Genomic DNA, 12978 nt, shown 5'->3' with positions numbered 1-12978 from the left:
TGTTATTTACATCAACGACTTATCAAGCAAACGGATGACGCAGAACGATGGTTTCGTTGCGATCCGGGCCCGTCGAAATAATGTCGATCGGCGCGCCGATCAACTCTTCAACGCGCTTGATGTAGGCACGAGCGTTAGCTGGCAGCTCTTCCAGGGTTTTGGCACCCACGGTCGATTCGGTCCAGCCCGGCACTTCTTCGTACACAGGCTGAAGGCCCACGTAGCTGTCAGCGTCTGTCGGGGCAACGTCTTTGCCTTCGGCATCTTTGTAGCCGATGCAGATATTGATCGTTTGCAGGCCGTCGAGTACGTCCAGCTTGGTCAGGCAGATGCCCGAAATGCTGTTCACATCGATAGCGCGACGCAGGATAACGGCGTCGAACCAGCCGCAACGACGGGCACGGCCGGTGGTAGCGCCGAACTCGTGACCTTGTTTGGCCAGGTGCGCACCCACTTCATCAAACAGCTCAGTCGGGAACGGGCCCGAACCTACGCGAGTGGTGTAAGCCTTGGTGATGCCCAGGATGTAGTCCAGGAACATCGGGCCAACGCCCGAACCGGTCGCCACGCCACCCGCGGTGGTGTTGGAGCTGGTCACGTACGGATAGGTACCGTGGTCGATGTCGAGCAACGAACCTTGGGCGCCTTCGAACATGATGTCTTTGCCGGCGCGGCGCAGGTCGTGCAGCTCGGCCGTCACGTCCAGCATCAGCGGCTTGAGCAGTTCTGCGTATTCCTTGCACTCGGCCAGGGTTTTTTCGAACTCGATGGCAGGCTCTTTGTAGTAACCAACCAGCATGAAGTTGTGGTAATCCACCAGTTCACGCAGCTTGTCTTCAAAGCGCGGCATGTTGAGCAGGTCGCCCACACGCAGGCCACGACGTGCAACCTTGTCTTCATAAGCCGGGCCAATGCCGCGACCGGTAGTACCGATCTTCAGCTCGCCACGGGCCTTTTCACGAGCCTGGTCCAGCGCTACGTGGAAGGACAGGATCAGCGGGCAGGACGGGCTGATACGCAAGCGCTCGCGCACCGGTACGCCTTTCTCTTCCAGCTTGGTGATCTCGCGCAGCAGGGCGTCAGGTGCAACCACCACGCCGTTGCCGATCAGGCACTGCACGCCTTCGCGCAGCACGCCCGACGGAATCAGGTGCAAGACAGTTTTTTCGCCGTCGATCACCAAGGTGTGACCAGCGTTGTGGCCACCTTGGTAGCGCACTACGGCGGCAGCATGTTCGGTCAGCAGATCAACGATCTTGCCTTTGCCCTCATCACCCCATTGGGTGCCCAGGACTACGACATTCTTACCCATAACACTTGTCCTCATTCGCGCAAACTTGGTGCCGGCGATGGCCGGCAGGAAAACTCAAGAAGCCAGTGGCGATACTTGCCAAAGCCCGTTCTGCTGAATCAATTGCCGGTCGCAGTCCGCATCACGGGCGGCGGCCAAAGGTTGCCCAGGCAATGCCTGAACGACACGCTGACCCTCACTGCGCAACTGACAAACGTGCTGCCAGAGTGCTGCATCCGTACTGTCAGGCATCCAGATACCGCCAGACGGTAACTCGATCTCAGCACGCCCCAGGGTCACCAGGGTTTTCAAATCGGTGGAAAAGCCAGTCGCCGGACGCGCGCGACCGAAGTCGGCGCCGATGTCGTCGTAACGGCCGCCCTGAGCGATGGACTGACCAACGCCCGGTACGAACACCGCGAACACCACACCGGTGTGGTAGTGATAACCGCGCAACTCGCCCAGATCAAAGTACAGCGGCAGCTCCGGGAAGCGAGCCGACAGGCGCTCGGCTATCGCCAGCAAATCTTCCAGTGCTTCCAGCACCGGCGCCGGCGCATTGGCCAGACGCTCGCGGGCAGCGCTCAACACTTCACGGCCGCCGCACAAGTCAACCAGCGCACGGAGCATGCCGGACAGGTCGGCAGGCAAGCCTTCGGTCAAGGTAATGACCTCGTCGATGGCCTTGCGTTGCAACGCATCGAACAACTGCTGCTCGACTTCGCCGGACAGACCGGCGGCGCGCGCCAGACCACGGTAGATACCAACGTGACCGAGATCCATGTGCACGTCAGGCACATCGGCCAGTTGCAGCATGGCCAGCATCAGGCTGATCACTTCAACGTCGCTGCTCGGACTGGCATCGCCGTACAGTTCGGCACCCAACTGGATCGGACTGCGCGACGACGACAATGCACGCGGCTGGGCGTGCAATACGCTGCCGGCGTAGCACAGACGGCTCGGGCCCTCGCGACGCAGGGTGTGCGCATCGATGCGCGCCACTTGCGGCGTGATGTCGGCACGGAAACCCATCTGCCGCCCCGACTGCGGGTCGATGACCTTGAAGGTACGCAGATCGAGGTCCGAGCCTGCACCGGTCAGCAGGGATTCCAGGTACTCGATATGGGGAGTCACGACAAACTCGTAACCCCAGCTCTGGAACAGATCCAACACCTGACGACGCGCAACTTCAATGCGCGCCGCTTCCGGTGGCAGTACTTCTTCGATGCCATCTGGCAGCAGCCAGCGGTCTACCGTTGCCATTACGCCATTCCCCTTTGATCCGGGCGGCCAGCACTAGGGCGAGCCTTGAGTGAAGCAGAAAATGACCGGCCCGTTCAAAACGCACGCGCATGAACGACGCAGCGAAAGGCCTTTAACCGGCTTCGCCCATCACTTTCCTCGAAAAACTGTCGAGCCATTCAACCCGATGTTCTGCAGTAAAAACAGCAATCAAACGTGCAGACGCAAAAAAGCCGGGAATTTCCCGGCTGCCGCATCATACACACGTTTTCCCAAAGGATCACCCCGCCCGAGGTTTTAGCCGCCGGGCGGAATGATTCAGGTCAACGCCGTATCAAGGCTTGGACTTTTCCAGGTATCGGAAAAAGTCACTGCTTGGGTCGAGGACCAAGACGTCGGATTTGTTCGCGAAGCTTTCACGGTAGGCGCGCAGGCTACGGTAGAAACCGTAGAACTCCTGATCCTGACCGTAGGCCTTGGAGTAGATCGCAGCGGCCTGGGCATCACCATCACCGCGAACCTCTTCAGATTCACGATAGGCTTCAGCCAGCAGCACGCGGCGTTGACGATCGGCGTCGGCACGGATGCCTTCAGCCAGCTCGTTACCCTTGGCGCGGTGCTCACGAGCTTCACGCTCACGCTCGGTGCTCATACGCTCGAACACACTGCGGTTCACTTCTTTCGGCAGATCGATGGCCTTGACCCGGACATCGACGACTTCGATACCCAGCTCTTTCTCTGCCATCTTGTTCAGCGACGCGGTGATGTCAGCCATCAGCGCATCACGCTCGCCCGACACGACTTCGTGCAGGGTGCGCTTACCGAACTGGTCACGCAGACCGGATTCCAGTCGACGGGAAAGACGCTCGTCGGCGATCTGCTTGAGGCCGGAAGTCGCGGTGTAGAAGCGCTCGGCATCTTTCACGCGCCACTTGGCGTAGGCATCGACCATCACGGCTTTCTTTTCCAGGGTCAGGAAGCGCTGCGTCGGTGCATCCAGCGTCAGCAGGCGGGCGTCGAACTTGCGCACCTGGTTGACGTAAGGCACTTTCACATGCAGACCCGGCTGGACATCGGCCTGAACCACACGACCGAACTGCAGCAACACCGCACGCTCGGTCTGAGCCACGATGTAGAAGCAGTTCCAGCCCACCAGTACGACAACGACGCCAACGATCAGGGCGATCAGCGATTTATTGCTCATCAGCGGGTCTCCCTTGTACGCGACTGCGGCACGTCAGTGACATGCGGCGTGACGTCCGTGTTGCTGCTGGCGGCGGCCGAACCGGTTACCGGTGCGTTGCCCGAACTGTTCTGGATCATTTTGTCCAACGGCAGGTAAAGCAGATTGCTCTGGCCGTCCTTGTTGCCGGTCACGAGTACCTTGCTGGTGTTACTGAAGACTTCCTGCATGGTGTCCAGGTACAGACGCTGGCGGGTGACTTCAGGCGCCTTGCGATACTCGGCAACCAGTTTGGTGAAGCGATCCGCCTCACCCTTGGCGCGCGAGACCGTTTCGTCGCGGTAACCATTGGCATCCTCGAGGATACGCTGGGCCTGACCACGAGCTTCCGGCACCACGCCGTTGGCGTAGGTTTCTGCCTGGTTACGCGAACGCTGCTCGTCTTCACGGGCGCGGATCACGTCGTCAAAGGCTTCCTGTACTTCACGCGGTGCAGCGGCGCTCTGTACGTTGACCTGAGTAACGGTGATACCGGTGCGATAGGTATCGAGGAAACGCTGGAGACGTTCCTTGATTTCGCTGGCCATCAGTTCACGACCTTCGGTCAGCACCTGATCCATCGCGGTGGAACCCACCACATGACGCAGCGCACTTTCGGTCGCGTGCTGCAGGCTGATTTCCGGCTGGTCGACGTTCAGTACGAAGTCCTGCAGGTTGCTGATCTTGTACTGCACGGTCAGCGGCACTTCGACGATGTTCTCGTCTTCGGTCAGCATCTGGCCCTGCTTGGAGTAGGCACGCTCACGCGTGACGTTCTCCATGTACTTTTTATCGATCGGCGGGAAGTAGATATTCAGACCCGGGCCGACGGTTTCGTAGTATTTGCCGAAGCGCAGCACTACGGCTTGCTCCTGCTCGTCCACCACGTAAACCGCGCTGTACAGCCAGACAGCCGCCAGCACAACGAGGGCAATACCGATCAGACCGCCGAAACCGCCGCCGCTCTTGCTCGAACCACCGCCGTCATCACCACGTTTCTTGCCACCACCGAACAATCCGTTCAGGCTTTCCTGCAGCTTTCGGAAGGCCTCGTCGAGATCCGGTGGCCCCTTGCGGTCGCCGTTATTGCGGCGCTTGCCACCCCAAGGATCCTGATTATTCGAGTTGCCACCCGGCTCATTCCAAGCCATAGCGCTCTCCATCTGATAAAGCAAAGACGCACCCACGGCGCGCCGACCAATGCTACAGAATGCCTGACGTTGCGGCACAACCGCTTTGTCAGGCTTTTATTGCAAAGTGTGTTGCTCGATGAATTCCATCGGCTGCAATCCTTCGCGGCTTACCAGTCGATTCAACTCGACCCGGGGCAAGCGAACGGCCAGCAGGCTGATGCCTTCTTCGTCGTGCTCTTCTTTTTGCACCGCACCGAGTTCGAAAAACTGCGCACGCAGTCGAGCGAATTGTTGCGGCAAGCGCAATGTACCCACAAACAAATCACCGCCCAGCAACTCGGAAATGGCTTGTTCAAGTAATTCCAGACCACTTCCATCACGCGCCGACAACCATACCCGTTGCGGTTTGCCATCGGCATCGCGCTGGATTTGCGGCTCAACGCCTTCAAGCAAATCGAGTTTGTTATAGACCTCGAGGATCGGCAAGTCCTGGGCGCCAATCTCGCCCAACACCACCATCACCTGCTCGATCTGCAACATGCGATCCGGCTCGGCCGCGTCGATAACGTGCAACAGAAGGTCGGAGTTACTCGACTCTTCGAGCGTAGACCGAAAAGCCTCGACCAGCTTGTGTGGCAAGTGACGAATGAAACCTACCGTGTCGGCCAGGACAATCGGCCCCAGGTCGTCCAGTTCCAGACGGCGCAAGGTCGGGTCCAGCGTGGCGAACAATTGATCAGCCGCGTACACGTCGGATTTCGTCACGTTGTTGAAGAGCGTGGATTTACCGGCGTTGGTATAGCCCACCAGAGACACGGTAGGAATATCCGCACGCGAACGGCCGCGCCGCGACTGCTCGCGCTGGCTGCGCACTTTTTCCAGCCGGCCCTTGATCTGCCGCAGGCGAACCCGCAACAGACGACGGTCGGTTTCAAGCTGGGTTTCACCCGGACCGCGCATGCCGATACCGCCACCCTGACGCTCAAGGTGAGTCCAGCCACGAACCAGCCGCGTGCTCATGTGGTCAAGCTGGGCCAGTTCGACCTGGAGCTTGCCTTCATGGGTACGGGCGCGCTGAGCGAAAATATCGAGAATCAGACCGGTACGGTCGATCACGCGACACTCGAAAACACGTTCGAGGTTACGTTCCTGACTGGGCGTGAGGATGTGATTGAAAATCACCAGATCGGCCTTTTCGGCATGGACCAGGTCGCGCAGTTCCTCGACCTTGCCGCTGCCGATCAGGAATTTGGCAGTTGGCCGATGACGCGGCACGTTAAAAAACGCAACGGTCTCGGCGCCTGCCGAATTAGCCAGTTCCTGAAACTCCTGCGGATCTTCGCGCGCCTCAGGGTCCTGTCCATCCAAGTGAACGAGGATTACTCGCTCACCACCACCGTGGCGCTCAAAGAACAAAGGAGACTCCTATCAGGCGTTACCTGGCTCAGCGTCACCTGCTTCGGATTCGGTTGCGCTAGGCAGACGAATTGGACGAACCGGCACGACTGTCGAGATAGCGTGTTTGTAAACCATTTGGCTGACGGTGTTTTTCAGCAGGATCACGAACTGGTCGAACGACTCGATCGTGCCTTGCAGTTTGATACCGTTGACCAGGTAGATGGAAACCCCAACTTTCTCTTTACGTAAAGTATTCAGGTAAGGGTCTTGTAGCGAATGCCCTTTTGACATGTGCCGCACTCCTTTAAGGATTCAATAATAAAAATAGGTAATTCAGATGGCTTTAGCCGTCACACCCCCAAGGATAGACGGCAATTGCAAGGACTCAGCTCAATATGGAGATGGTCCCTAAGTATTTCAAGGCGCGTGGCAGATTGTCGCAATCAAGACTGTCCAGCCAATGTAAATCTTCCCAGCTTCGTAGCCAGGTGAACTGGCGCTTGGCCAATTGGCGCGTGGCGATGATGCCGCGCTCCTGCATGTCAGCCAATGTCAGTTTGCCATCCAGGTAGTCCCAGACTTGGCGGTAGCCTACCGCACGTATAGACGGCAACCCCGAATGCAGGTCACTTCTTTTACGCAGGGCTACGACCTCGTCGATGAATCCCTGTTCCAACATATTTGTGAATCTTTGTTTAATGCGCTCGTGCAGTACCTGACGATCCGCCGGGGCAATGGCCAAGTTCGCGACAGTATAGGGCAATTGTTGCAGTCCCGAAGCGGCTGCTTCAGTACTTTGCGCAGATTGTTGCTCACGCAGCGCAGTCATGCTCTGACCACTGACCCGATAGACTTCCAGCGCGCGACTCAAGCGTTGTGGATCGTTCGGATGAATCCGGGCAGCGGACACCGGATCAATCACCGCCAATTGATCGTGCAGGGCTTGCCAGCCAAGGCGTGCAGCCTCTTCTTCGATCTGCGCGCGCACCTCGGGATCAGCCGCTGGCATATCCGCCAGACCTTCGACCAAAGCCTTGTAATAGAGCATCGTGCCGCCCACCAGCAGCGGAATTTTTCCGCGCGCGGTAATTTCAGCCATGGCTTGCAAGGCGTCGCGACGAAAATCCGCAGCCGAATAGGCTTCAACCGGATCGAGAATATCGATCAGACGGTGAGGATATTCGGCGAGAAGCTCTTTTGAGGGCTTGGCGGTGCCGATGTCCATGCCGCGATAGACCAGCGCCGAATCGACACTGATCAGCTCGCACGGCAACACTTTGGTCAGCTCGATGGCCAGATCGGTCTTGCCCGCAGCGGTCGGGCCCATCAGGAAAATCGCTGGAGGAAGCTGGCTCATCAACGACCGCGCAAAAACAGTTTGTCCAGATCGTCCAGGCCCAATTGGGTCCAGGTCGGTCGGCCATGGTTGCATTGACCGCTACGCTCGGTGTTTTCCATGTCACGCAGCAGACCGTTCATTTCCGGCAGGGCCAGACGCCGGTTGGCGCGGATTGCGCCGTGGCAGGCCATGGTGCCGAGCAGTTCGTTCAGGTGTGCCTGAATCCGGTCGCTGGTGCCGTATTCCATCAGGTCCGACAGCACGTCGCCAACCAAACGGTTGGCCTCAGCCTGCTTGAGCAGTGCTGGAATCTGGCGAATCGCCAATGTTTCCGGGCCCAGACGCTGCAATTCAAAGCCCAGGCGCTGGAACCACGCAGCGTGTTCTTCAGCGCAATCAGCCTCACGCTGACTGACCGCCAGCGATTCCGGCACCAGCAACGGCTGGCCGCTGAGGCCTTCGCTGGCCATGGCGACTTTCAGGCGCTCATACATGATCCGCTCATGGGCAGCATGCATGTCCACCAGCACCAGGCCTTGGGCGTTCTCGGACAGAATGTAGATGCCTTTCAACTGCGCCAATGCGTAGCCGAGCGGCGGAATGTCTTCCTGACCGGCCGGCAATGCGTTGGCATTGGCTTCTGGCAAGGGCGCGAAAAACTCGCGATAGGCGGCTTGAGCCTCAGCGGCCGGCGGCACAGCGGATTGCGGACGCGGCGTGTATTGATACTGATAAGCGCCGCCAGCGCTGGCGCCCGACGACGTGTTGAACGCCGGTTGTGCCTGCGGTTGCTCCAGCAGCGCATTGGCCGCCAGACGCATTTCGCCCTGCGGCCCGAACTCACCGGCATCAAGCCCTGTCGGGCGGACCACGGCAGTGGTGACCGAACCGGCAAGCTGATCTTCCGGACGCACATCGCCCAGCGCCCGGTGCAGCGTGCCGTAAAGGAAGTCATGCACCATGCGCCCGTCACGGAAGCGCACTTCGTGCTTGGTCGGGTGAACGTTTACGTCCACAGCAGCCGGATCAACCTCGAAAAACAGCGCAAACGTCGGGTGGCGACCGTTGAACAGAACGTCGCGATAAGCCTGGCGCACCGCGTGCGCCACCAGTTTGTCGCGCACCGCGCGGCCGTTCACAAAGAAGTACTGCAAGTCCGCCTGACTGCGGTTGAAGGTCGGCAAACCGACCCAGCCCCACAGGTGCAAGCCATTGCGTTCGATCTCTATCGGCAGCGCCTGCTCAAGAAAACCCGAGCCGCAGATTGCCGCCACGCGCCGGGCACGGGCCGCATCATCGTGGGCCTCGTGCAGGCTGAGGATGGTCTTGCCGTTGTGGCGCAGATGGAAAGCCACGTCGAAACGCGCCAGCGCCAGCCGCTTGATCACTTCTTGCAGGTGATCGAATTCGGTTTTTTCGGTCTTGAGGAATTTGCGTCGTGCCGGCGTATTGAAGAACAAGTCGCGCACTTCCACCGAAGTGCCCACCGGATGCGCGGCCGGCTGAACGCGAGGCGCCATGTCTCGACCTTCGGTTTCGACCTGCCAGGCCTGATCGGCATCACGGGTGCGCGAAGTCAGGGTCAGGCGCGCCACGGAGCTGATCGAGGCCAGGGCTTCACCGCGGAAGCCCAGGCTCATCACCTGTTCCAGGTCTTCCAGATTGCGGATCTTGCTGGTGGCGTGCCGGGCCAGCGCCAGTGGCAGGTCATCGGCAGAAATGCCGCTGCCATCGTCGCGCACCCGCAGCAGCTTGACGCCGCCCTGCTCGACGTCGACATCAATGCGCTTGGCACCGGAGTCGAGGCTATTTTCCAACAACTCCTTGATCACCGACGCCGGGCGCTCGACCACCTCGCCGGCGGCGATCTGGTTCGCCAGCCGTGGGCTGAGCAGCTCGATGCGGGCCATGTTCAGGACCTGAGTCATTCTTTGGACGCCAGTTCGGTGCCAGGAATGGTCAGGTGCTGGCCCGCTTTCAGGTCATCGCTTTTCAGGTTGTTGGCGCTGCGCACCGCTGCCGGCGAGACCTGATAACGCACGGCGATCATCGCCAGGGTTTCGCCCGGATTGACTCGATGATCACGCGGGCCCTGGGCAATCTTGCCGGAATCACGCAGCCAGGCAATGTAGGTACCCGGCGGCGGGTTCTGTTGGAAGAACTGGCGCACGCCACTGCTGATCGAACGCGCCAGCGCTTGCTGGTGGCTCGACGCCGAGAGCTTGTTCGCTTCGTTGGCGTTGGAGATAAACCCGGTTTCGACCAGGATCGACGGAATGTCCGGCGACTTCAGCACCATGAACCCGGCTTGCTCCACGCGCTGTTTGTGCAGCGGCGTAACCCGGCCGATGTTGGTCAGGACTTTCTGCCCGACGTTGAGGCTGGAGGTCAACGACGCTGTCATCGACAGGTCAAGCAGCACGCCCGCGAGCATGCGGTCCTTGTCGTCGAGGCTGACGTTGCCCGCACCGCCGATCAGGTCGGAACGGTTTTCACTGTCGGCCAGCCAGCGAGCGGTCTCGGACGTCGCACCGCGATCAGACAGGGCAAACACCGAAGCACCGAAGGCCGCCGCAGATGGCGCGGCATCGGCATGGATAGAAACGAACAGGTCGGCGCCCTTTTTACGCGCAATTTCGGTACGCCCGCGCAACGGGATGAAGTAGTCACCGGTACGGGTCAGTTCGGCGCGGAAGCCTTTCATGCCATTTAGCTGACGCTGCAATTCACGGGCGATCTGCAGCACCACGTCTTTCTCACGCTGCCCGCGCGAGCCGGACGCACCCGGGTCTTCGCCACCGTGGCCGGCGTCAATCACCACAATAATGTCGCGCTTGCCGGCCGGGGCTGGCGGTAGCTTGATGGTCGGTTCGGTCGGGGTGACCGGCACGGCCGGCACCGTCGCAACCCGCGGCGCAGGTGCAGGCGGCGGAGCGGCATCGGCCGGGTTGTCGAACAGATCGACTACCAGACGGTTGCCGTATTGCGCGTTCGGCGCCAGCGAGAAGCTCTTCGGGGTGACGGCTTTTTTCAGGTCGATGACCACCCGCAGGTCTGACGGCGTGCGCTGGGCCGAGCGCATCGCGGTGATCGGCGTGTTCGCGGTCTGCACATTCAAAGGCGCGCCGAGGGTGGCGCCATTGATGTCGATCACCAGTCGATCCGGTGAAGTCAGGGTGAAAACGCTGTGCTGCACCGGGCCGCTCAGGTCGAAGACCAGTCGCGTGTTATCCGGCGCCCGCCACAGGCGCACGCTGTTGACCTTTGAATCGGCCACAGCGGTGACGGTTACTGCCATCAACATCAGTCCTGCGGCAGCCACCAACGCGCGAAAGCGCATACCTAACCCCATCATCTAATTGGTTTCCAATGCCAAAGCGGCACACCAGGCCTCGCCACGCGAGCCCTGGGACAAAATATTCAGCGAACGCCCGCTGTCTTGCGGGCTAATGGTAATGGTCAGGTCAGGCTTTGGCAAAAAGCCTGCACCTTTATCGGGCCACTCGATCAGGCAGAGGGCGTCGTCGTCGAAGTAGTCGCGGATCCCGAGAAACTCCAGTTCCTCCGGATCAACCAGGCGATACAGGTCGAAATGGAAGGCGCGGATGTCACCGATTTCGTAGGGCTCGACCAATGTGAAGGTCGGACTTTTTACCGCTCCGACATGGCCCAGCCCGCGAATAATCCCTCGCGACAGCGTGGTCTTGCCCATGCCCAGGTTACCAACAAGAAAAATCAGGCCATGGCCCTGGGTCACGCGGGCGATCCGTGTGCCAAAGTCGCTCATGGCCTGTTCATCGGCCAGGTACAGGGTTACTTCAGACACGGTGCATGCTCCTCCAACAACTGACGAATGGCTGGAATCAGATCACTGGCCGCCAGCCCACGGCCGAATTTTCCTTGGTGCATCCCGGCATTGGCGTGCAGCCAGACCGCCAGGCACGCGGCATCGAAGCCACCCATGCCTTGTGCCAGCAGCGCGCCGGTCAAACCGGCCAGCACATCGCCGAGCCCGGCGGTGGCCATGGCCGGATGCCCCTGATGACACAACGCCAGACGCCCATCGGGATGGGCGATCAGGCTACCGGCGCCTTTGAGCACCACAACCGCTGTATATTTTTTGCTCAACGCCAACGCAGCGGCAGGACGATCGGCCTGCACCTGCGCGGTGCTGATCCCCAGCAACCGTGCCGCCTCACCCGGATGCGGCGTGATCACGCAATCCCTGGGCAAGCTGACAAACCCTTCGGCCAGCAGGTTCAATGCATCGGCATCCCACACCTGTGGCAGTGGCGCATTGGCTGCCGCCGACACCAGCGTCCGCCCCCAGCCAGCCTGCCCCAACCCCGGCCCGACCACCAGCACGGAAACCTTTTCCAGCAGGCCCATCAATTGATTGGCCGAGGAAATACCCAGGGCCATGGCTTCCGGAATGCGGGTCAATGCCGCTGGCACATGTTCCGGGCGAGTCGCCAGCGAAACCATGCCGGCACCGCTGCGCAAGGCACTTTCGGTGCTGAGCAGGATCGCCCCGCCAAAACCGTGATCGCCGCCGATCAGCAGCACATGCCCGAAGCGGCCTTTGTGGGAACCGGGTAGACGTGGCGCCGGCCGTGGAAGATTAGCCGCGTGCAGGCGCCTGGCATTGACGGGAATGTCACCACAGGTTTCGGCCGTCGCCTGCAAATCATTAAACACCAGCTCGCCGACATGATCCGCCGCATCACCGGTGAACAGCCCGACTTTCAAGGCGATGAAGGTGACTGTGAGGTCGGCGCAAACGGCAGTACCCAGTGCATGCCCGGTGTCGGCGGACAGTCCGGAAGGAATATCGACTGCCGTTACCGGCAGGCCACTGGCGTTGATCGCCGCGATAGCCGCGCGATAGGGCTCGCGCACGTCACCGGTCAGGCCGGTGCCGAGCAAGGCATCGACAATGACCCCGCGCAATTCGTTTTGACCCGCCCAGCCCAGCACACTGACGCCCTCGGCGAGCGCTTCGGCATGCGCCTGTGCGGCATCACCTTGCAGGCGCTGCGCATCGCCGACCGCCAGCACGCGCACCCGCCAACCCGCCCGATGCGCCATTGCGGCGAGCAAATAGCCGTCGCCAGCATTGTTGCCGTGGCCGGCAAGCACAGTCATTTCATCGGCTGCCGGCCATTGCCGCACCAACGCCCGCCAGGTCGCATGCGCGGCGCGCTGCATCAATTCGAAGCCCGGCGTGCCCGCGGCAATCAGCCGTGCGTCGATCTCGCGCACCTGTGCAGCGCCATACAGCGCGTCGGGTAATTCATCTTTCGTGTGCGGCATGCGTCTTCGGGCTCCGATGTCTGGCAGAATTATACGCACC

At 60.4% G+C, this 12978-nt stretch carries 11 protein-coding genes; all 11 read right to left on the bottom strand.

From position 1 onward, the window contains the following. Positions 1-22: 22 nt before the first annotated feature. The 11 genes from AB4P97_RS26795 to AB4P97_RS26745 all read right to left on the bottom strand — a co-directional run bounded on the left by AB4P97_RS26795 (position 23) and on the right by AB4P97_RS26745 (position 12938). Positions 23-1312: an adenylosuccinate synthase gene (locus AB4P97_RS26795; protein ID WP_042557391.1), complete on the bottom strand. Its 1290-nt coding sequence runs from the start codon at positions 1310-1312 to the stop codon at positions 23-25. Positions 1313-1366: 54 nt separating this feature from the next. Continuing rightward, positions 1367-2554: an ATP phosphoribosyltransferase regulatory subunit gene (locus AB4P97_RS26790; protein ID WP_042557390.1), complete on the bottom strand. Its 1188-nt coding sequence runs from the start codon at positions 2552-2554 to the stop codon at positions 1367-1369. A 313-nt stretch (positions 2555-2867) separates the two neighbouring features. Beyond that, positions 2868-3737, bottom strand: a complete 870-nt coding sequence (hflC, locus tag AB4P97_RS26785; RefSeq protein ID WP_042557389.1) for a protease modulator HflC — start codon at positions 3735-3737, stop codon at positions 2868-2870. After that, positions 3737-4906, bottom strand: coding sequence for an FtsH protease activity modulator HflK (gene hflK, locus AB4P97_RS26780; RefSeq protein ID WP_042557388.1), 1170 nt, complete (start codon positions 4904-4906; stop codon positions 3737-3739). The genes hflC and hflK overlap by 1 nt, the downstream gene beginning before the upstream one ends. A 96-nt stretch (positions 4907-5002) precedes the next feature. Beyond that, complete coding sequence (gene hflX, locus AB4P97_RS26775) at positions 5003-6304, bottom strand: ribosome rescue GTPase HflX (protein WP_042557387.1); 1302 nt, start codon at positions 6302-6304, stop codon at positions 5003-5005. A gap of 12 nt (positions 6305-6316) precedes the next feature. Beyond that, positions 6317-6577 (bottom strand): RNA chaperone Hfq, encoded by a 261-nt coding sequence (gene hfq / locus AB4P97_RS26770; RefSeq protein ID WP_007902656.1) that lies wholly within the window; start codon positions 6575-6577, stop codon positions 6317-6319. A gap of 94 nt (positions 6578-6671) precedes the next feature. Then, the gene (gene miaA, locus AB4P97_RS26765; protein ID WP_042557386.1) at positions 6672-7643 is read right to left on the bottom strand and encodes a tRNA (adenosine(37)-N6)-dimethylallyltransferase MiaA; all 972 of its coding nucleotides are present in this window, start codon (positions 7641-7643) and stop codon (positions 6672-6674) included. Beyond that, positions 7643-9553 (bottom strand): DNA mismatch repair endonuclease MutL, encoded by a 1911-nt coding sequence (gene mutL, locus AB4P97_RS26760; protein WP_042557385.1) that lies wholly within the window; start codon positions 9551-9553, stop codon positions 7643-7645. Before mutL ends, miaA begins: the two co-directional genes overlap by 1 nt. Then, positions 9550-10980 (bottom strand): N-acetylmuramoyl-L-alanine amidase, encoded by a 1431-nt coding sequence (locus tag AB4P97_RS26755; RefSeq protein WP_042557384.1) that lies wholly within the window; start codon positions 10978-10980, stop codon positions 9550-9552. Before AB4P97_RS26755 ends, mutL begins: the two co-directional genes overlap by 4 nt. Then, a complete protein-coding gene (gene tsaE, locus AB4P97_RS26750) occupies positions 10981-11451 on the bottom strand; it encodes a tRNA (adenosine(37)-N6)-threonylcarbamoyltransferase complex ATPase subunit type 1 TsaE (RefSeq protein WP_042557383.1) in 471 nt (156 codons plus the stop codon). Beyond that, positions 11439-12938, bottom strand: a complete 1500-nt coding sequence (locus AB4P97_RS26745; protein ID WP_395601825.1) for an NAD(P)H-hydrate dehydratase — start codon at positions 12936-12938, stop codon at positions 11439-11441. Before AB4P97_RS26745 ends, tsaE begins: the two co-directional genes overlap by 13 nt. Positions 12939-12978 lie beyond the last annotated feature (40 nt).

Origin of the sequence: Pseudomonas sp. A1230, assembly GCF_044218825.1 — a bacterium.
GTDB classification, from domain to species: Bacteria; Pseudomonadota; Gammaproteobacteria; order Pseudomonadales; family Pseudomonadaceae; genus Aquipseudomonas; species Aquipseudomonas iridis.
The sequence above is the reverse complement of the archived record's forward strand: the minus strand, read 5'-3'. Positions and strand labels throughout refer to the sequence as shown.